The following is a 19,725-nucleotide window of genomic DNA, read 5'->3' as shown; positions in this document are numbered from 1 at the left end:
ACGGGAATATCCTATAGTATGCGCGCTGAGCGGCGTTCATCACAGTAAATCGTGCAAAAATAACCAAATCCGGCGCCTGTTTACTGGCGCGTATGTTTCTTATTTATCTGATATATAAGTCTTTTTAATAAAGTACTTACTGTAACGCCATTTACTGCCCGGAAGCCGGGTTAAGCACGTTTTCCTCAATGCCATAGCCGTTTCGAGCCTAAACTTAAACTGGCGACGGCGTTTGCGTCAGCAATAAAGACACGGAGAAATGATTATGGCGAAAATGGGTGAAAACGTTCCGCTTCTGATCGACAAAGCTGTGGATTTTATGGCCTCCAGCCAGGCGTTCCGCGAGTATTTAAAAAAGCTGCCCCCGCGCAACGTGGTGCCTGCTGAGGTGCCGGAAGAACATGCGCAGATCTATCTGCAACGTCTGGAATACTACCGGCAGTTATATCACCCAAAAATGGTGGACAAAGTATAGGTGGAAAGGCGCTTACTTCTGAAAGGCTTTTTTTAAGCTGATTTTAGAAATCAGCTCAGTCAGGGAAAGGACCATTGTCGAGCGTACCGCTTGCTGGTAGCGCTGAACCTGCATTGCGTACAAACCGGGATCGGAAGCGTCTAACTGCGGCGGCGGCGGTAGCGCCATCACACAGTGCAGTTCGCCGAACGGACCGAGGATTTCATCATCGGTAAAGGCGTACTCGTTACCGTCATGATTCATCTCTTCGCGCAGCGCCATCAGCAGCTCTGCGTCTTCATACTCCGCGCGGTTCAGTACGCCAAGCCCATAGATAAGCTTCAGGCGCACCGACAGATCGCCCAGCGGCCCGTCGCCGTCGAGTAACGGTTCTACTGCGTATTTCACCGCGTAGTCGTCTTTGCGAAAGACCTGAAGCACCAGAATGTTCACCGCCTCCGTCAGTAATTCAACGGCGGCGATCAGGAAGCTCCGTACGGTTTTGCCAGCATTCAGACGCTCAAGCACACGGTTTTCAAAGGCCTGGGTTTCTTCCATTATTGCCTGCATATCTGACAATCTGTAATCGGGGCGCAGGCTGACCTGCGCCGCATTCTGCATCATTTGAAAGCGTTATATGCGTTTACGGCCCCGGTAACGACCTCGCTGTTGGCATCCAGACCGGAAATCTGGGCCAGAGCTGCCTGCGGGCCTTTGTCGGCAATCAGCGCCGCCAGCTCCTGCGCCTGCGGATCGTCCTCGCTACGGAAGCGCATCGCGGCGGCAATCCCTTGTACCAGATTGACATGCGGCAGACCATATTCCAGCGTCCCCAGCAGCGGCTTGATCAGACGATCGCCCGCGCTCAGTTTACGCAGCGGCTGGCGGCCAACGCGCTCAACGTCATCCTTCAGGTACGGGTTTTCAAAACGACCGAGGATTTTCTGGATGTATGCCGCGTGTTTGTCCGCATCAAAACCGTAGCGTTTGATCAGCACCGCGCCGCTCTCTTCCATCGCGCCTTTCACCACCGCGCGGATTTTTTCATCAAGGATTGCGTCACGGATGGTCTGATGGCCGGCTAATTTTCCGAGGTAGGCGGTTATAGCATGCCCGGTGTTCAGCGTGAAGAGTTTACGTTCGACAAATGCCATCAGGTTATCAGTTAATTCCATTCCCGGAATGTCCGGCAGCTCGCCTTTGAATTGCGTTTTATCGACAATCCACTCGCTGAAGGTTTCAACGGTCACCTCCAGCGGATCGTTCGTGGCGGAGGCGGAAGGGGGCACAATGCGGTCCACGGCGGAATCCACAAAGCCGACGTGCGCCTCGACCCACGCTTTATCTTCCTCCGCCAGCGCATTCATGACGTGGCCCTTTAGCTGCGTCGTGCCGCGCACCATATTTTCACAGGCGATGATGTTCAGCGGGGATTCAATTCCCTGCGCTTTACGCTGCGCCAGCGCTTTGGCGATGGCAGGAGCGATGCGCTCCAGCACCACCGGACCGACGGCGGTGGTGACCAGATCCACATGAGCGATCAGTTCAATCACCTCATCGCCCGTGCTGCTTACCGCGTTCACGCCGCTGACGGTATCCACCTGCTCATTTTCACCCACCACGTGAACCTGGTAGCTATGACGGGCATTCAGGGCGTCGAGAACCGCCTGATTTACATCAGCGAACGTCAGTTGTATCCCCGCGTCTGCCAGCAGTTTGCCGATAAAGCCGCGTCCGATATTACCTGCGCCAAAATGTAATGCTTTCATCGTTGTAACCTTCATTAATGTTTTTACCCGAGAGGGCTGGGGTGAGGGACGGCGAAATTTCCCCTCAGCCAAACCCTCTCCCTTGCGGGAGAGGAAGCCATTGCCCGATAAGCGTAACGCCATCGGGCAACGGATATTACTTGTTCAGCAGCGCCAGCACTTCATCCACGCTGGTCGTCTGCGCCAGACGCTCAATGACGGTTTCATCATCCAGCGCGTTGGTCAGGCTGGTAATCACCTGAATATGCTCGTTGTTGCGCGCGGCGATACCGATGACCAGACGGGCGATATCGTCTTCTTCTTCACCGAAGCGCACGCCCTGCGGATACTGACAGAATACCACGCCGGTTTTCAGTACCCGATCTTTCGCTTCAACCGTACCGTGCGGAACCGCGATGGATTCGCCCAGATAGGTCGGCGTCAGTTTTTCACGTTCCAGCATCGCGTCAACGTATTCCGGCTCGACGTAGCCGCCTTTTACCAGCTGTTCACCGGCGAAGCGAATAGCTTCCTCTTTGGTTGCCGCGGTACGGCCAAGGAAGATATTATCGGCACCCAGTCGGAACAGGTGGCTGTCGTTCTCGTCGAAGCTGTCTTTCAGGCTATCGCGTACTTTAGTTTCGTTGACTTCATGACGCTGCGCCGCCACCAGACGCTCGGTCAGACTGGTGTACAGGCCGCTGTCGAGGAAGTTGGTCAGCGAAATATGCTGCGCCTGCGGCACCTGACGCATCGCACGTTCGGTCAGGTCACGATGGGTGATGACCAGGTCAACGTCCGGCGGCAGATTGTTAATGGCGCTGTTGGTCACTGAAATCTGCGTCAGACCGGCATCCTGCACTTTCTTACGCAGGACGCCTGCGCCCATTGCGCTGGAGCCCATACCCGCGTCGCAGGCCACGATGATTTTACGCACGTGGCTCAGGTCGTTAGTGACATCGCCAGCAGACAGCGGAGTACCGCCTTTGGATTCTGCTTTCATGTCCTGCATACGACGGGTTGCCGCTTCAATATCGTCGTCTTCTTTCACTTTGCTGGTTTTCAGCAGAATCGCCGAGACCACAAAGGAGACCGCCATTGCCGCGCAGATCGCCGCAATGTTAGCGAAGTACGCGCCTTTCGGCGTCATCGCCAGCACCGCCAGGATAGAGCCCGGAGAAGCCGGAGAAACCAGGCCGCCGTTGAGGATAGTCAGAGTAAATACGCCGGTCATACCGCCGAGGATCACCGCGAGGATCAGACGCGGGTTCATCAGCACATACGGGAAGTAGATTTCGTGGATACCGCCCAGGAAGTGAATGATTGCCGCACCGCCCGCAGACTGTTTCGCGCTGCCGCGACCGAAGAACATGTACGCCAGCAGAACGCCCATCCCCGGACCCGGGTTGGCTTCAATCAGGAAGAAGATGGATTTGCCTATCTCATGGGACTGCTGGATGCCCAGCGGCGAGAAGATCCCGTGGTTGATGGCGTTATTGAGGAACAGGATTTTCGCCGGTTCCACGAAGATAGACGCCAGTGGCAGCATGTCATGGACAACCATGAAGTTAACGCCAGCCGCCAGGATTTTCGACAGGCCTTCTACCAGCGGACCAATACCGAGGAAGGCCAGGATAGCCAGGATCATCCCGATGATGCCGGCGGAGAAGTTATTCACCAGCATTTCAAAACCGGACTTAATCTTACCGTCTACCCAGTTATCGAATTTTTTGATGCAGTAGCCGCCCAGCGGACCTGCAATCATTGAGCCGAGGAACATCGGCATATCTGCGCCGACAATCACGCCCATGGTGGTGATCGCGCCGACCACGCCGCCGCGCTCGCCGCCCACCAGCTTACCGCCGGTATAACCGATCAGCAGCGGCAGGAGATAGGTAATCATCGGGCCGACCAGCTTCGCCAGCGTCTCGTTTGGCAACCACCCTGTCGGAATAAATAACGCGGTGATAATACCCCACGCGATAAACGCGCCGATATTTGGCATCACCATATTGCTGAGGAATCGACCAAAGCTTTGCACTTTGATCTTAATATCGGATGACATAAAAACACCCCTTCTTATGTTTGCTGACGCGCAGGCCGGAAGCCCAAGGTTTTGTTAATGTGGCGGCAGAGGTAGCCGGACCCTGTAGATACTGCGAAATCTGGCACTGAATCGTTCAACTGTCCAGCGGGTAGCCTTTTACGTGATATTGATCACATAAATGTAGGGGGTAGGGAGGTAGTTGGTGTGATCTGTTTCACTGATTACGGGCGTGAGATGATAGCAAATCGCCTATTTTCACCATAAATGGCAATTTAATGTGATTTATTTCACAATTTTAATTTGTCGATTTGTTGAGTATTTGTGATGTAAATCACAATAAATTTGCATTCAGATTTTCGCTGCTGTGATGCCGGTCTGATTCTGTACCTGCCGAATCGTCCCGCAGTGGTGACGTAAAGCGTCGGCAAAAATAATCATCGGGTTTGATGGCGAAAGTCATCAACCCGCATTATGTTCTAATTATCAGCCAGCACCGTTTTCGGCTGCCCCCTCTGAAAAATTCGATTAGCGTGAAGCCGAGGCAGATATGTTTCTGAATTATTTCGCGTTAGGTGTGCTGGTGTTCGTTTTTCTGGTGATCTTCTATGGCATCATCGCTATTCATGACATTCCCTACTTAATTGCTAAAAAGCGCAACCACCCTCATGCCGACGCCATCCACACAGCCGGATGGGTCAGCCTGTTTACGCTGCATGTGATCTGGCCCTTTTTGTGGATCTGGGCGACGCTGTATCAGCCGGAGCGCGGCTGGGGAATGCAGTCCCATATTAAACCGCCCGGCGCAGCGCCAGACCCGGAAATTGCCGCGCTGTCTGCCCGTGTCGCGCAGCTGGAAAAACAACTGGCCGGGAAAAACATGGCTGACAATTCGACGTTTCCGGAGATTTAATCATGGATTTGTTGATTGTTTTAACCTACGTGGCGCTGGCCTGGGCGGTGTTCAAACTGTTCCGTATTCCGGTGAATCAATGGACGCTGGCGACCGCGGCCTTAGGCGGCGTTTTTCTGGTCAGCGGCCTGATCTTACTGATGAACTATAACCATCCTTACACCTTTACCGCGCAAAAAGCGGTGGTGTCGATTCCCGTTACGCCGCAGGTGACCGGGGTGGTGAGTGAAGTGACCAGTAAAAATAATCAGCTTATCGAAAAGGGAGAAGTGCTGTTTAAAATCGATCCGGTGCGCTATCAGGCGCGGGTCGATCGCCTGCAGGCAGACCTGGTGACGGCGACGCACAACATTAAGGTGTTACAGGCGCAGCTTGCAGAAGCGCAGGCCAATACCACGCGCGTCTCCGCAGAGCGTGACAGGCTGTACAAGGATTATCAGCGCTACCTGAAAGGCAGCCGGGCGCGGGTGAATCCCTTCTCGGAAAGCGATATTGATAACGCCCGGCAAAATTACCTGGCGCAGGACGCGCTGGTAAAAGGGTCGGTGGCTGAACAGACGCAGATCCAGAGTCAGCTGGACAGCATGGTTAACGGCGAGCAGTCGCAAATTGTCAGCCTGCGCGCGCAGCTGGCGGAAGCCCGCTATAACCTTGAACAAACCGTGGTTCGCGCGCCCAGCCGGGGCTATGTCACTCAGGTATTAATTCGTCCGGGAACTTACGCCGCCGCGCTGCCGCTGCGCCCGGTCATGGTGTTTATTCCTGAACAAAAGCGGCAGATTGTCGCCCAGTTCCGTCAGAATTCGCTGCTGCGCCTTGAACGCGGCGATGACGCTGAAGTGGTGTTTAACGCCCTGCCGGGGCAGGTATTCCACGGTAAGCTGGCGGGAATTTTACCGGTCGTCCCCGGCGGCTCTTACCAGGCGCAGGGCGTATTACAGTCGCTGACCGTTGTGCCTGGCACCGACGGCGTGCTGGCGCTTATCGATCTTGAACCCAACGCCGATGTCGATGCCTTACCCGACGGCATCTACGCTCAGGTGGCGGTCTATTCCGACCATTTCTCCCACGTTTCGGTGATGCGCAAAGTGCTGCTGCGGATGACCAGCTGGATGCATTATCTTTATCTGGATCATTGAGAAGGTCGTCACCTGCCATTTACCAGAACCTGAGTCATACTCAGTGTTTTACGTTGGCAAAAAGGACCCGGTATGAAACTCATAGGTAGCTACACCAGCCCGTTTGTACGCAAAATCTCGATTCTGCTGCTGGAGAAGGGCATCACTTTCGAATTTGTTAATGAACTGCCTTACAGCGCAGACAACGGCGTGGCGCAGTACAACCCGTTGGGGAAAGTGCCGGCGCTGGTGACCGACGATGGGGAATACTGGTTCGATTCGCCGATTATCGCCGAATACATCGAGCTGCTGGATATTGCGCCCGCGATGCTGCCGCGCGAGCCGCTGGCTTCGCTTAAGGTACGCCAGCTTGAGGCGCTGGCCGACGGCATTATGGATGCCGGTCTGGTGTCGGTGCGTGAACAGGCGCGTCCTGCCGCACAGCAGTCGGCAGATGAACTGCTGCGTCAGCGCGAAAAAATCAACCGCAGCCTGGATGCGCTGGAAGGCTACCTGGCGGACGGGACGATCAAAGCGGATACGGTGAATCTGGCGACTATCGCTATTGCCTGCGCCATCGGCTATCTCAACTTTCGCCGGGTGTCGCCGGGCTGGTGCGTGGAGCGGCCCAACCTGGTGAAGCTGGTGGAAACCCTGTTTAGCCGCGAAAGCTTTGCCCGTACGGAACCACCAAAGGCTTGATTCGTATTATGTCCGCCTGAGCCAACTCGCGTTACAATCCCCCTTATGTCGACATTCCTCTCCGTTCGCGGAGAGGATCACCAACAGCCGGGCCATCTCATGACAACCGAAACGCGTTCGCTCTACAGCCAGCTTCCCGCCATCGATCGCTTATTGCGAGACAATGCATTTCTTACCCTGCGCGACCAGTACGGGCATACCCGCGTCGTTGACCTGCTGCGCCAGATGCTGGAGGAAGCCAGAGAGACGATACGCGGTACGCAGATGCTGCCCGCATGGTGCGGGAACTGGGCGCAGGAAGTCGCCGCTCGTCTGGAGAAAGAGGCGCAGAGCGCGCTGCGTCCGGTGATTAACCTGACCGGCACGGTGCTGCACACTAATCTTGGCCGCGCATTGCAGGCGGAGGAGGCGGTAGAGGCCGTCGCGCAGGCCATGCGTTCGCCGGTAACGCTGGAGTACGATCTGGACGGCGCGGGGCGTGGTCATCGTGACCGCGCGCTGGCGGAACTGCTGTGCCGCATCACCGGCGCGGAAGACGCCTGCATCGTCAATAACAACGCGGCGGCGGTGCTGCTGATGCTGGCAGCGACGGCGGCGGGAAAAGAGGTGATCGTCTCGCGCGGCGAGCTGGTGGAAATTGGCGGCGCGTTTCGCATTCCGGACGTCATGCGTCAGGCGGGCTGTACGCTTCATGAGGTGGGCACCACTAACCGTACGCACGCCAAAGATTATCGTCAGGCGGTGAACGAAAATACCGGGCTGTTGATGAAGGTGCATACCAGCAACTACAGCATCGAAGGCTTCACCAAAGCGGTAGAGGAGAGCGAACTGGCGCAAATCGGGCGGGAGCGGGATATCCCGGTTGTCGCCGATCTCGGCAGCGGTTCGCTGATCGATCTCAGTCAGTATGGTCTGCCGAAAGAGCCTATGCCGCAGCAGCTGATCGCTGCGGGCGTCAGTCTGGTGAGCTTCTCCGGCGACAAACTGCTGGGCGGTCCGCAGGCCGGAATTATCGTCGGCAAAAAAGAGCTTATTGCGCAGCTGCAAAACCACCCGCTGAAACGCGCGCTGCGGGCGGATAAAATGACGCTCGCCGCGCTGGAAGCGACATTACGCCTGTACCTGCATCCGGAGGCGCTGGCGGAAAAGCTGCCGACCCTGCGGATGCTGGCCCGCCCTCAGGAGGCGATTAACGCGCAGGCGCAGCGGTTACAGACCGCGCTTGCCGGGCGTTACGCGGACGATTTTGCGGTTAATGTTATGCCATGCCTGTCGCAGATCGGCAGTGGATCGCTGCCGGTTGATCGCCTGCCCAGCGCGGCATTAACCTTTACCCCGCACGACGGGCGCGGCAGCCGGCTGGAAGCGCTGGCAAGCCGCTGGCGTGGGCTGTCCGTTCCGGTTATCGGTCGGATTTACGATGGCCGCCTGTGGCTGGATTTGCGCTGTCTTGAAGATGAATCCCGGTTTATGGAGATGTTGCTGAAATGATTATTGCTACCGCCGGACACGTTGACCACGGGAAAACGACGCTGCTACAGGCGATCACCGGCGTGAACGCCGACCGTCTGCCGGAAGAGAAAAAGCGCGGCATGACCATCGATCTGGGCTATGCCTACTGGCCGCAGCCGGATGGTCGGATGCTGGGCTTTATCGACGTTCCCGGGCACGAAAAGTTTCTTTCCAACATGCTGGCGGGTGTGGGCGGCATCGATCATGCGCTGCTGGTGGTGGCCTGCGATGATGGCGTGATGGCGCAGACCCGCGAACACCTGGCGATACTGCAGTTAACCGGTAATCCAACGCTGACGGTGGCCTTAACCAAAGCCGATCGTGTTGATGAAACGCGGGTGCAGGAGGTTGAGCAGCAGGTTCAGGAGGTGCTGCGCGAATATGGCTTTTCCGGGGCGACGCTCATCGTCACCGCCGCTCATGAAGGCCGCGGCATTGAGGCGTTGCGCGACCATCTGCAGCAGCTGCCTGCGCGCCAGCATGCCGCTAATCAGCGATTCCGTCTGGCTATCGACCGGGCGTTTACCGTTAAGGGCGCCGGGCTGGTGGTGACCGGTACGGCGCTCAGCGGTGAAGTTCAGGTCGGGGATACGCTCTGGCTGACGGGCGTCGATAAACCGATGCGCGTGCGCGGACTGCACGCGCAGAACCAGGCGACGGAGCTTGCTCAGGCCGGGCAGCGCATCGCGCTCAACATCACGGGCGACGCCGAAAAAGATCGGCTGAGCCGGGGCGACTGGTTGCTCGCAGCACGGCCGCCAGAACCGTTTACCCGCATCATTGTGGCGCTGGAAAGCCATGTACCGTTATCGCAGTGGCAGCCGCTGCACATTCACCATGCCGCCAGCCATGTTACAGGCCGCGTATCGCTGCTGGAAAATAACTTGGCTGAACTGGTATTCGACACGCCGCTGCGGGTGGCGGATAACGATCGGCTGGTGCTGCGCGATATCTCCGCGCGTATGACGCTTGCGGGCGCGCGCGTGGTTGCTCTCAATCCGCCGCGTCGCGGGAAGCGCAAGCCGGAATATTTACAGTGGCTGGCGTCGCTGGCGGAGGCGAAAGAGGATGGCGATGCGCTTGCCGTACATCTGCAAAGTGGAGCGGTTAACCTTGGCGATTTTGCCTGGGCGCGTCAGCTTAACGCTGACGGTATGCGGCAGCTCGTCGGACAGCATGGCTTTATACAGGCTGGCGACAGCCTGCTGAATGCGCCGGTCGCCGCCCGCTGGCAGCGAAAAATCCTCGACACTCTGGCGACCTATCATGAGCAACATCGTGACGAACCGGGTCCCGGACGCGAGCGTTTGCGCCGCATGGCGCTGCCGATGGAAGATGAAGCGCTGGTGCTGATGCTGATTGAGCGGATGCGCGAAAGCGGCGAGATCCAGAGTCATCACGGCTGGCTGCATCTGCCTGACCATAAAGCGGGTTTCAGCGACGAGCAGGCGGCTGTCTGGCAAAAAGCGGCGCCGCTGTTCGCTGACGATCCGTGGTGGGTGCGCGATCTTGCCCGCGAACTCGCCACCGAGGAACAGGCCATGCGTATGGTGTTGCGGCAGGCGGCACAGCAGGGAATGATTACTGCGATCGTCAAAGATCGGTATTACCGTAACGATCGGATTGTCGCCTTCGCCAGCTTGATCCGCGAACTGGATCAGGAGAGAGGTTCCACCTGCGCGGCAGACTTCCGCGATCGGCTGGGCGTTGGACGAAAACTGGCGATTCAGATTCTGGAATATTTTGACCGGATTGGCTTTACCCGTCGTCGCGGCAACGATCATTTATTGCGCGATGCGTTATTATTTCCGGAAAAGGAATAATACAATTTATTTAAACCAGACATGTATTAACACAATATATACATCGATTCGCAAATGAGAACAGAAAATATTGGCCTGATGTGCTCTTTTATTGTTCAGATGTAGTAAATAACAACCGTGATCATATTTTTTCTAATCATTCATTCGTATGCTGCTACTCCTTTTGGGTTATTTAAGGATTAAGCATATGGCTGCTTCTACATTTTTTATTCCTTCCGTCAATATTATTGGTTCCGGTTCACTGAAAGACGCTATGGATACCATGGCGGAATATGGTTTTCGTCGGACCTTAATTGTGACGGACAGTATGCTGAGCCAGCTGGGTATGGCGGGCGACATTCAGAAAGCGTTGCAGGAACGCGATATTTTCAGCGTGATTTATGATGGTACGCAGCCAAACCCCACCACCGAAAATGTGGTCGAAGGCCTTCAGCTTCTGAAGGAAAATAAATGCGACAGCGTGATTTCGCTGGGCGGCGGTTCGCCTCACGATTGTGCGAAAGGCATTGCGCTGGTGGCGGCAAACGGCGGCGATATTCGCGACTATGAGGGCGTCGATCGCTCTGCGAAACCGCAGCTGCCGATGATCGCCATTAACACTACTGCGGGAACTGCTTCGGAAATGACCCGCTTCTGTATTATCACCGACGTTAAACGCCACATCAAAATGGCGATTGTTGATAAACACGTGACCCCGCTGCTTTCCGTCAACGACGCTTCGCTGATGGTTGGGATGCCGAAATCGCTGACTGCGGCGACGGGGATGGATGCGCTTACCCACGCGATTGAAGCCTATGTCTCCGTGGCGGCGACGCCGATCACCGACGCCTGCGCCCTGAAGGCCATGACTATGATCGCCGAAAACCTGACCGTCGCGGTGGAAGACGGTAGCAACATGCAGGCGCGTGAAGCGATGGCCTATGCGCAGTTCCTGGCGGGGATGGCTTTCAACAACGCTTCCCTGGGTTACGTTCACGCGATGGCGCACCAGCTTGGCGGTTTCTACAACCTGCCGCACGGCGTGTGCAACGCGGTGTTGCTGCCGCATGTTCAGGTGTTCAACAGCCAGGTGGCGGCGGCTCGTCTGCGCGACTGTGCGGCGGCGATGGGCGTTAACGTCGCGGAGATGGGCGAAACCGAAGGAGCAACGGCCTGCATCGAGGCTATTCGTAACCTGGCGCAGCAGGTAAATATTCCTGCGGGTCTGCGCGATCTCGGCGTAAAAGAAGAGGATATTCCGTTGCTGGCGACTAATGCGCTGAAAGATGCCTGCGGTCTGACCAACCCGATCCAGGCGAGCCATGAGGAAATCATGGCGATTTATCACGCCGCGATGTAACGTTCCTGCCCTTCGCTTACCGGGCCTACGGTCTGTCGCCATCCGGTGCCCGTGGCGTTTCGCATATCTGGCCTGCGGTTCGTAGGCCGGATAAGGCGTAGCCGCCATCCGGCAAATTAACCGCGCGCAAGCTTCTGCTTCGCCAGCCAGACTGCGCCCAGCCTGCCCGCCTGGTTACCCAGCTCACAGGGCAAAATCGGCACCTTTAACGCCTCCCACTCCTCGAATCGCTGCAAATATTTATCCATCAGGGCATAGATCTTCTTCTGCTCGCTGATGCCGCCGCCAATCAGTACCGCCTGCGGATCGAACATCGAAATTACGCTGTAAACGCCGCGTGCCAGGAAATGCGCCCATTCTTCTATTGCTTCACGCAAATGAACGTCGCTTTCCATGCGCGCAAACAGTTCTTCACCGCCGGGCATCTCATTTTCCGGCAGCGCCAGCGCCCGGCGGCATGCTTTCATCAGGCCGCTGGCCGAGGCGACTTCATGCATATACTCGCCGTTATTTCCCACCGGAATAACGCCAAATTCGCCCGCCCGGTAGTGCGAACCGCGATAGAGTTCGCCATCCATCACGATGCCGCCTCCAATGCCGGTGCCGATGGTGATGCAGACAAAGCTTTCATAGTCCCGTCCGGCACCGCGCCAGCGCTCGCCCAGCGCCGCGCAGTTAGCGTCGTTTTCCGCCGTGACGGGCAGATCGGTCAGTTCAGCAAACAGTTCGCAAAGGTTCACGTCATCCAGATAATCGAGCGCGCCCGCCTTTGCCGCCTGGCCGGTATGGGTATTGATATGTCCGGGAAAGCTCACGCCGATGGCAACGATTTCGTGCTCTTTCCGGCACGCGTCAACCACCGCTTTCCACTGCTCTTTGAAGCTCTGTTTATCGTCCGGCGTGTCGAATTCACCCGACGTCAGTTCGTTGCCGTTTTCATCTATGACGCCGTGTTTAATATGGGTGCCGCCCACGTCGAAGCCGATAAAAAGCTGCATATTATTTATCCTCACCAGACTCAGAGTTTATAAGTATGGCTCAGCGGCAAAAACGGAACGTAAAGTAAGGTAATCCGTGATACTGCTCGTAAAGTAGTCAACGGCTGGCGAGAAAATCGCCAGTGGCGTCTACCTTTGTTATACACCCGCAGCAAGGAGACGATGATGACTAATAATCCCCCTTCAACACGCATTCAGCCCGGCGAGTATGGTTTTCCGCTAAAGCTGAAAGCCCGTTACGACAATTTCATCGGCGGCGACTGGGTTCCTCCGGCTGACGGTGAGTATTATCAGAATCTCACGCCCGTCACCGGGCAGCCGTTATGCGAAGTGGCGTCCTCCGGCAAAAGAGATATCGACCTGGCGCTTGATGCGGCCCATAAGGCGAAAGATAAGTGGGCGCGTACTTCCGTGCAGGATCGCGCCGCCATGTTGTTTAAAATTGCCGACCGGATGGAGCAAAACCTGGAGCTGCTGGCCACGGCGGAAACCTGGGACAACGGTAAACCGGTGCGTGAAACCAGCGCTGCCGACGTGCCGCTGGCTATCGACCATTTTCGCTATTTTGCCTCCTGTATCCGCGCCCAGGAGGGCGGGATCAGCGAAGTGGACAGCGAAACCGTGGCCTATCATTTCCATGAACCGCTCGGCGTGGTAGGGCAAATTATCCCGTGGAACTTTCCGCTGCTGATGGCGAGCTGGAAGTTAGCGCCAGCGCTGGCGGCGGGAAACTGCGTCATACTCAAACCTGCGCGCCTGACGCCGCTCTCGGTGCTGTTGTTAATGGAGGTGATTGGCGATCTGTTGCCGCCGGGCGTGGTAAACGTGGTAAACGGCGCGGGGGGCGAAATCGGCGAGTATCTGGCGACCTCTAAACGTATTGCGAAAGTCGCCTTCACCGGTTCGACGGAAGTAGGTCAGCAGATTATGCAGTACGCCACGCAAAATATCATTCCGGTCACGCTGGAACTGGGCGGCAAGTCGCCGAATATTTTCTTTGCCGACGTGATGGATGAAGAGGATGCCTTTTTCGACAAGGCGCTGGAGGGCTTCGCTCTGTTTGCTTTTAACCAGGGCGAGGTCTGTACCTGCCCGAGCCGCGCGTTGGTGCAGGAGTCCATTTACGAACGCTTTATGGAGCGCGCGATTCGCCGGGTGGAAAGCATCCGCAGCGGTAACCCGCTCGACAGCATGACGCAGATGGGCGCGCAGGTTTCTCAGGGGCAGATGGAAACCATCCTCAATTATATCGACATCGGTAAGAAAGAGGGGGCGGATATCCTCACCGGCGGACGGCGTAAACAACTGGACGGCGAACTGAAAGACGGCTATTACCTCGAACCCACCATCCTGTTTGGGCAAAATAATATGCGCGTTTTCCAGGAGGAAATTTTTGGTCCGGTGCTGGCGGTGACCACCTTTAAGACGATGGATGACGCGCTGGAGCTTGCCAACGATACGCAGTATGGTCTGGGCGCTGGCGTCTGGAGCCGTAACGGCAACCTGGCGTATAAGATGGGGCGCGGTATTCAGGCCGGACGCGTCTGGACCAACTGCTATCACGCCTATCCCGCCCATGCGGCGTTTGGCGGCTATAAGCAGTCGGGGATTGGCCGTGAAACTCACAAAATGATGCTGGAACACTATCAGCAGACCAAGTGCCTGCTGGTGAGCTACTCCGATAAACCGTTGGGGTTGTTTTAACTGACCATCTTTGCCCGATGGCGCTGCGCTTATCGGGCCTACGCTTTTTTGCCTGATGGCGCTACGCTTACCGGGCCTGCATATCCCGTAGGCCGGATAAGGCGAAGCCGCCATCCGGCAACTCCGCTTTCCAACAACCTGGCGCCGCGCGACTATCGCTCGTTAACCCAGATGCGCATTTCGCCTTCGCCCCGGTTGGCCCAGCTGAACCAGGGAATAAAGGTCAGCGTATGTGGCTGCCAGTCGCCAGGCGCGTTATCGAAATGCCACAGCGCGCGTTGTCCGGCGTCAGGCGCAGTCTGCTTCATCCCTTCAGCCTGTATCAACATCTTATGCGCAAAAAGCCCCTTACCTTCAAATACCCGTAAAGCGCTCTCCTTCGGTAACCACAGATTATGCAGATCCTCGCCGTTGTCGGCCTGCTCAAGACAATAAACCAGCGGTCCTCGTTGCAGGGCGACTTTCCCAGCGACGTGGCGCACCAGCGGGTTGCCGTACACCCGGCGTACGGGCATTGGCAGCGTCAGCCTGAGCGTATCGCCCTCCTGCCAGCTGCGGGTAATATGGATATAACCCTTCCGGATGTCCTGCGCGACCTCCTCTCCATTTAGCGCCACTTTCGCCTGCGGACACCAGTCCGGCAGACGCAGCGCCAGCGTATGATGAATGCTCTGCGGAGAGTCGACAGCGATCGTTACCTGCTCATGCCACGGATAATCGCCGCTGATACGCAGTCTGAGCGTGCCGCCAGCCAGCGGCAATTCCATGCTGTTACCCACATAGAGGTTGATATACAGCGCTTCCGGGCGTGGCGTATAGATGTAATGGCCGATAGACGTCAGCACGCGGGCGATGTTTGGCGGACAGCAGGCACAGCCAAACCAACGCTGGCGCACGGGCTTCACGTGGTCGTAAATATGATTAAAGGACAGCGACTTCGGATGCACTTCCAGCGGGTTAACGTAGAAGAAGTGTTTTCCATCGAGCGCCATGCCGCCGAGGACGGTGTTATACAATGCGCGCTCCATCACGTCGGCGTACTGGCTGTCGGCCTCCATCTCGAGCATCCGCCGGGCGAACATCATCAGGCCGACAGAGGCGCAGCTTTCGGCATACACGGTATCGTTCGGCAGATCGTAATCGCTGCTGAAGGCTTCGCCGCTGCTTTGTGAGCCGATCCCGCCGGTGATATACAACTGGCGCTGGGCCATATTTCGCCACAGGCGCAGGCAATCCTGGCGTTTGCTTTCGTCGTTGTTCAGCCGCGCCAGATGCGCCACGCCGGTCATCAGATAGACAAAGCGCACCGCGTGACCGATCGCCGTTTGCTGTTCTGCAAGCGGCTGGTGCGCCTGGCTGTAGGCTTTATCTTTTACCATCCACGCCGGACCATAGGTATGCCAGTACGAGGTCTTTCCGCGCTTTTCATACTCCTGATCGTAGAAATGCGGCTGCGTTCCGCGTTGTTCAACAAAATAGTTCGCCAGCGCCAGATAACGCGGTTGCTCCGTCACTTCATACAGCCGCATCAGCGCCAGCTCGATTTCCGGATGCCCAGGATAGCCGTGCAGCTGATTTTCGCCGGGACCAAAAACGCTGTCGATATGATCCGCGAGGCGACAAACAATCTCCAGCAGGCGACGTTTGCCGGTGGCCTGAAAAAATGCCACCCCTGCTTCAATCATATGCCCGGCGCAGTAAAGCTCATGACACTCCGCCAGATTGGTCCAGCGCTCCTGCGGCGCTTTGACGGTGAAATAAGTGTTGAGATAGCCATCCTCACACTGGGCAGCGGCTATCAGTTCAATCACCTCATCGGCAGTTTTTTCCAGCGTCGGGTCCGGCTTCTGGCACAGTGACCAGGCGACGGCCTCCAGCCACTTAGCGACATCGCTGTCCTGAAAGACCATTCCGTAAAATTCGCCGGACTGGCGTCCCGCCGCGATGCGGAAATTTTCAATCGCATGGCTGGGATCGGCCTCCGGAACACGGTCGTTGAGGGCATCCCATTGATAAGGGATCACTACGTCCCGAACCAGGCGCTGATATTGTCCGAGGAACGGATCGCTGACCGTCAATTTATGCAGGTCGACTTCCGGTACGTTCATGATGTGCTCCTTATGACTGAACATGACGCTGGCGCAGGTCGGTAGCAATACGCGCCATCATTGGGTTACTGAGTTTGCAAAAACGAATCGACAACGCCAGCAGCAGATGGAACAGGGCTGGCAACAGGGTTTCCATTGCGGTAATGCCGCCGAGCGACTGCGCCGTCTGGTTTTCTGCGCCGGGCTGGTAGGCGACAAAAATAAACAGCAGGCTAATGATCCCGGCGCTGGAGGCCCAGGCCAGTTTGATGAAAAACAGGTTAAAGGCGAAGTTCATGCCGGATGAGCGCACGCCGGTTTTCCACTCGCCATAGTCATCGGCGAATGCCATCAGCGAGAAGTGCAGCGGCAGAGTGAAGCCGAGAATAATGCCGTTGCCGAGGATAATCGCCAGCCACAGCGTCTGGTACGCCGGACCGGTGGGTAAAAACCACATCAGCACCGCCAGCGCCGCCAGGACAAGGTTGGTGATCGAGTAAAGCTTCACGGTGTCAACGCGGCGGGTCAACGGATTCACAATCACCGAGCCGATAATGGAGGCGAAGGTCACCATTGTGAAGAACAGGGAAGTATAGGCGGTGCTCCCTTCCAGCACGTAGGTGATGAAATACATATAGCCGCCGCCGCGAATATTAAAGACGTTGATAAGCAGGAACGACATCAGCAGCATTAGCAGCAGCTGATCGTTTTTGCGCAGCCCGGCCAGATGTTCGCGTAGGGTAAATTTTCCCATCATCTCAAGCGGCACGCGTTCGCGTACCCAGAAGAAACAGCACAGAAACATGACGACCGCCACGGCGCACAGTACGCCGACGCCAGACTGATAACCTAATGCGGCGTTGCCTTTACCAAAGACATCAACCATCCACGGTAATCCGACCGAGACGAGAAAACCTGCCACGCCGCACAGTACAAAGCGCCAGGACTGGCAGGAGATGACCTCGTTATGCCGTGTCGTCATGGTATTGATCAGCGCGCAATAGGGAACGTTGATGGCGGTATAACCGACGGAGAGCAGCAGATAAGTACCAAACGCCCAGGCGATTTTGACGCCCATTCCCGCGTCCGGTACGGTAAACGTCAGTACGCCGATAACGCCAATCGGAATCGCCACCCACAGTTGCCAGGGGCGGAAGCGTCCCCAGCGGCTTTGTGTATGGTCGGCAATGACGCCCATTATCGGGTCGGAAATAGCATCAAATACACGCAGGGCAATAAATAGCGTGCCGACTAACGCAGGCGTCAGACCGAACACGTCGGTATAGAAAAAGGTAAGAAAATTCATGATCAGGCAGGTGATGACGGTGCCGCCTGCGTCACCCAGGCCGTAGCCAATTTTCTCGCGCACGGTGAGCGCATCGTGGATGCGGCTCTGTGCGAGTTCATCACGGGTAATCGGTGTAGAGGTCATAGTTATTCCTCGCTAAATGAGGTTTCGGGCAGTGATTATTTTTTATGACTGATGACCTGTTTAATTCTGCCTGGAAGCAGGGCTGCAACAAGGCAACGAAAGAGTAAAAAAAGATGAGGATTCCGACTCATACGCAAAAGTGTGAGACAGATCCGGTGGCTTTGCTATTTTTAATTAATAATCAAAAGGTAATATAAAAAATATCAGCCTGATAAGCGGGAAATTCCATATCTATGCTTGAATTATCCATGACGCTTCCGATTAAAGTACAGAACGGTGGACTCTTCATTTCCCGGGGCGTTGGTCGTCATCCGGCAAGGACGTTATCGTCATGGGAAATTATTTTTGTTGAAAAGGGCAGGCTCGCAATTCAGGAAGAAGAGCAGGTTTTTTATGTGGAAGCGGGGGAAAGTTTGCTGCTCTGGCCGCAACGTCGTCATGTCGGCGTTGATGATTTTCCTGCCGACTTACGCTTTTACTGGCTGCATTTTGAAGTCAAAGCGCCGGATAACGATCCGCGCTGGCTGATGCATCTTTCGGTGCCACAGCATACCCGCGTCGCCGATCCGCAGGCGCTGATCGCCCTGTTTCGCCAGTTTATGATTGAGCAGGAAAAATTGCAGCGCAGCCCGGCGCTGGAATTTATTGTATTGCTGATATTACAGCAGATGACTCAGCCTGCCCGGCAGGCGGAAAGCGCGGAAGAAGCCGGAGTTTCACTGGCGTGGAAAGCCCGGCAGTTGATCCGCACGCAATATCACCGCCCGCTCTCCACCGCTATTCTTGCCGGAGAATTACACTGTAATGCGGATTATCTTGGCCGCGTTTATCGGCGGGTTTTTCATTTAACGCTAACGGAAGCCATTCATCGTCAACGCGTCCGGGAGGCGGAAAAGTTATTGATTAGCGACGCGCGTTCATTAAAAGAGGTAGCGGAACTGTGCGGTTTTAACGATGTTGGTTATTTTCGGCAAATCTTTCGTAAACACACCGGTCTGACGCCCGCAGTCTGGAAACGACGCTACTGCAAAGTCCATGTCAATTCGTGATCTTCGTCTATTAACTATCTCACCACAGAATAATAATCTATAATTTGTGATAAATATGCGCATTTAACTTGTTATGTCGAGTATTTGCGCGTGTCCGGAATAATTTTCTGATAATTTGTTTTTGGCCGTTAGATCAGAAGGAATATCTCCTTCCTGTAGCGTCTCAGACTGCCTGTCGCCTGTTCAGAAAGGGGAAATAACGTGCCGGGTGTCTATTGAATTTAAATTTATTTTTTTTAAACTTGCGACAGACATTATCGATGAGGAAGGCATCATGTTTAGCTGTCGCTAGTTGAAGATAACGTGAGTATTGGAACGATGGAATACCAGTTACATGGATTTATGATTGGTCGGGAAATATTTTTTGATATAAGTGAATCAAGAATATTCAGGCTTCCGGTAAATAAAATGGACAGCGTCATCTCTTTTGGCGGCGTATTTTTTAATCATACCATGCTGCGTCTGTTTGTTTATCTGTTACTGCATGCCCGAACCCATTATGTGTCAAAAGATGAATTACTCGTCAACGTCTGGGAAAAAAACGAATTAAGCGCTTCCACGCAACGTTTGTCCACGATGGTTAAAAATCTCAACACCAAATTAAATATGCTGGGCTTGCCACAGCATTCTATCGTCAGCGTCAAGGGAAGCGGATACATACTGGCACTGGATAATATCCAGGCACTGTATAGCGTGGTCGATGAAGCAGATTATCAACTATAGATAATCCTCGATTCAGTGCCAGCTTATTCCGTAGTGTGATGTCGCCTGCGGATTATTTCCTGGGCGTTTGCCGCCCAGG

At 55.5% G+C, this 19,725-nt stretch carries 16 protein-coding genes; 10 read left to right on the top strand and 6 right to left on the bottom strand.

Annotated elements, in window-relative coordinates; translation table 11 throughout:
• Positions 1 to 265 precede the first annotated feature (265 nt).
• Positions 266 to 475: a hypothetical protein gene (locus tag K7R23_RS05405; protein WP_024133010.1), complete on the top strand. Its 210-nt coding sequence runs from the start codon at positions 266 to 268 to the stop codon at positions 473 to 475.
• A 12-nt stretch (positions 476 to 487) separates the two neighbouring features.
• Here the strand turns inward: K7R23_RS05405 and mtlR are convergent, their stop codons facing one another.
• The 3 genes from mtlR to mtlA all read right to left on the bottom strand — a co-directional run bounded on the left by mtlR (position 488) and on the right by mtlA (position 4,267).
• Positions 488 to 1,078, bottom strand: a complete 591-nt coding sequence (gene mtlR, locus K7R23_RS05400) for a mannitol operon repressor MtlR (RefSeq protein ID WP_024133011.1) — start codon at positions 1,076 to 1,078, stop codon at positions 488 to 490.
• Positions 1,075 to 2,223, bottom strand: a complete 1,149-nt coding sequence (gene mtlD, locus K7R23_RS05395) for a mannitol-1-phosphate 5-dehydrogenase (protein ID WP_012908161.1) — start codon at positions 2,221 to 2,223, stop codon at positions 1,075 to 1,077. Before mtlD ends, mtlR begins: the two co-directional genes overlap by 4 nt.
• Before the next feature lie 136 nt (positions 2,224 to 2,359).
• Positions 2,360 to 4,267, bottom strand: coding sequence for a PTS mannitol transporter subunit IICBA (gene mtlA / locus K7R23_RS05390; RefSeq protein WP_012908162.1), 1,908 nt, complete (start codon positions 4,265 to 4,267; stop codon positions 2,360 to 2,362).
• Between the two features lie 529 nt (positions 4,268 to 4,796).
• Between mtlA and K7R23_RS05385 the strand changes: the two genes are divergently transcribed.
• From K7R23_RS05385 to yiaY, 6 genes are all read left to right on the top strand, one after another.
• Positions 4,797 to 5,159, top strand: coding sequence for a DUF3302 domain-containing protein (locus K7R23_RS05385; protein ID WP_012908163.1), 363 nt, complete (start codon positions 4,797 to 4,799; stop codon positions 5,157 to 5,159).
• A 2-nt stretch (positions 5,160 to 5,161) separates the two neighbouring features.
• On the top strand, positions 5,162 to 6,298 hold the full coding sequence (locus K7R23_RS05380) for an HlyD family secretion protein (RefSeq protein ID WP_012908164.1): 1,137 nt from the start codon (positions 5,162 to 5,164) through the stop codon (positions 6,296 to 6,298).
• A gap of 72 nt (positions 6,299 to 6,370) precedes the next feature.
• Positions 6,371 to 6,979, top strand: a complete 609-nt coding sequence (locus K7R23_RS05375; RefSeq protein WP_012908165.1) for a glutathione S-transferase — start codon at positions 6,371 to 6,373, stop codon at positions 6,977 to 6,979.
• Between the two features lie 99 nt (positions 6,980 to 7,078).
• Positions 7,079 to 8,470 carry an L-seryl-tRNA(Sec) selenium transferase gene (selA, locus tag K7R23_RS05370; protein WP_012908166.1) on the top strand — a complete coding sequence of 464 codons (1,392 nt, stop codon included), beginning with the start codon at positions 7,079 to 7,081 and terminating at the stop codon, positions 8,468 to 8,470.
• The gene (selB, locus tag K7R23_RS05365) at positions 8,467 to 10,314 is read left to right on the top strand and encodes a selenocysteine-specific translation elongation factor (RefSeq protein WP_012908167.1); all 1,848 of its coding nucleotides are present in this window, start codon (positions 8,467 to 8,469) and stop codon (positions 10,312 to 10,314) included. The genes selA and selB overlap by 4 nt, the downstream gene beginning before the upstream one ends.
• A gap of 187 nt (positions 10,315 to 10,501) precedes the next feature.
• Positions 10,502 to 11,653, top strand: coding sequence for an L-threonine dehydrogenase (yiaY, locus tag K7R23_RS05360; RefSeq protein ID WP_012908168.1), 1,152 nt, complete (start codon positions 10,502 to 10,504; stop codon positions 11,651 to 11,653).
• A 116-nt stretch (positions 11,654 to 11,769) separates the two neighbouring features.
• Here yiaY and K7R23_RS05355 read toward each other — a convergent pair whose 3' ends face one another.
• A complete protein-coding gene (locus K7R23_RS05355) occupies positions 11,770 to 12,651 on the bottom strand; it encodes an ROK family protein (protein ID WP_012908169.1) in 882 nt (293 codons plus the stop codon).
• A gap of 165 nt (positions 12,652 to 12,816) precedes the next feature.
• On the opposite strand from K7R23_RS05355, the gene aldB reads away from it, so the two are divergent.
• Positions 12,817 to 14,355 (top strand): aldehyde dehydrogenase AldB, encoded by a 1,539-nt coding sequence (aldB, locus tag K7R23_RS05350; RefSeq protein ID WP_012908170.1) that lies wholly within the window; start codon positions 12,817 to 12,819, stop codon positions 14,353 to 14,355.
• Between the two features lie 152 nt (positions 14,356 to 14,507).
• Here the strand turns inward: aldB and K7R23_RS05345 are convergent, their stop codons facing one another.
• Positions 14,508 to 16,463, bottom strand: a complete 1,956-nt coding sequence (locus tag K7R23_RS05345) for a glycoside hydrolase family 127 protein (RefSeq protein ID WP_012908171.1) — start codon at positions 16,461 to 16,463, stop codon at positions 14,508 to 14,510.
• A 10-nt stretch (positions 16,464 to 16,473) separates the two neighbouring features.
• Positions 16,474 to 17,874 carry an MFS transporter gene (locus K7R23_RS05340; RefSeq protein ID WP_012908172.1) on the bottom strand — a complete coding sequence of 467 codons (1,401 nt, stop codon included), beginning with the start codon at positions 17,872 to 17,874 and terminating at the stop codon, positions 16,474 to 16,476.
• 233 nt (positions 17,875 to 18,107) lie between these two features.
• Here K7R23_RS05340 and K7R23_RS05335 point away from each other — a divergent pair, with 233 nt between their 5' ends.
• Together K7R23_RS05335 and K7R23_RS05330 are read left to right on the top strand one after the other, a co-directional pair.
• Positions 18,108 to 18,923, top strand: a complete 816-nt coding sequence (locus K7R23_RS05335; RefSeq protein ID WP_012908173.1) for a helix-turn-helix domain-containing protein — start codon at positions 18,108 to 18,110, stop codon at positions 18,921 to 18,923.
• Between the two features lie 303 nt (positions 18,924 to 19,226).
• The gene (locus tag K7R23_RS05330; RefSeq protein WP_231851585.1) at positions 19,227 to 19,646 is read left to right on the top strand and encodes a winged helix-turn-helix domain-containing protein; all 420 of its coding nucleotides are present in this window, start codon (positions 19,227 to 19,229) and stop codon (positions 19,644 to 19,646) included.
• The last annotated feature ends 79 nt before the right edge of the window (positions 19,647 to 19,725 follow it).

This window comes from Citrobacter rodentium NBRC 105723 = DSM 16636 (assembly GCF_021278985.1).
Classification (GTDB): Bacteria; Pseudomonadota; Gammaproteobacteria; order Enterobacterales; family Enterobacteriaceae; genus Citrobacter_A; species Citrobacter_A rodentium.
The sequence above is the reverse complement of the archived record's forward strand: the minus strand, read 5'-3'. Positions and strand labels throughout refer to the sequence as shown.

Excerpts from the sequence above, each read along its gene's own strand:
- aldB (WP_012908170.1), top strand. The coding sequence starts at position 12,817 with ATGACTAATAATCCCCCTTCAACACGCATTCAGCCCGGCGAGTATGGT.
- mtlD (WP_012908161.1), bottom strand. The coding sequence starts at position 2,223 with ATGAAAGCATTACATTTTGGCGCAGGTAATATCGGACGCGGCTTTATC.
- K7R23_RS05405 (WP_024133010.1), top strand. The coding sequence starts at position 266 with ATGGCGAAAATGGGTGAAAACGTTCCGCTTCTGATCGACAAAGCTGTG.
- K7R23_RS05375 (WP_012908165.1), top strand. The coding sequence starts at position 6,371 with ATGAAACTCATAGGTAGCTACACCAGCCCGTTTGTACGCAAAATCTCG.
- K7R23_RS05345 (WP_012908171.1), bottom strand. The coding sequence starts at position 16,463 with ATGAACGTACCGGAAGTCGACCTGCATAAATTGACGGTCAGCGATCCG.
- selB (WP_012908167.1), top strand. The coding sequence starts at position 8,467 with ATGATTATTGCTACCGCCGGACACGTTGACCACGGGAAAACGACGCTG.
- selA (WP_012908166.1), top strand. The coding sequence starts at position 7,079 with ATGACAACCGAAACGCGTTCGCTCTACAGCCAGCTTCCCGCCATCGAT.
- mtlA (WP_012908162.1), bottom strand. The coding sequence starts at position 4,267 with ATGTCATCCGATATTAAGATCAAAGTGCAAAGCTTTGGTCGATTCCTC.
- K7R23_RS05335 (WP_012908173.1), top strand. The coding sequence starts at position 18,108 with ATGCTTGAATTATCCATGACGCTTCCGATTAAAGTACAGAACGGTGGA.
- K7R23_RS05380 (WP_012908164.1), top strand. The coding sequence starts at position 5,162 with ATGGATTTGTTGATTGTTTTAACCTACGTGGCGCTGGCCTGGGCGGTG.
- yiaY (WP_012908168.1), top strand. The coding sequence starts at position 10,502 with ATGGCTGCTTCTACATTTTTTATTCCTTCCGTCAATATTATTGGTTCC.
- K7R23_RS05385 (WP_012908163.1), top strand. The coding sequence starts at position 4,797 with ATGTTTCTGAATTATTTCGCGTTAGGTGTGCTGGTGTTCGTTTTTCTG.
- mtlR (WP_024133011.1), bottom strand. The coding sequence starts at position 1,078 with ATGATGCAGAATGCGGCGCAGGTCAGCCTGCGCCCCGATTACAGATTG.
- K7R23_RS05355 (WP_012908169.1), bottom strand. The coding sequence starts at position 12,651 with ATGCAGCTTTTTATCGGCTTCGACGTGGGCGGCACCCATATTAAACAC.
- K7R23_RS05340 (WP_012908172.1), bottom strand. The coding sequence starts at position 17,874 with ATGACCTCTACACCGATTACCCGTGATGAACTCGCACAGAGCCGCATC.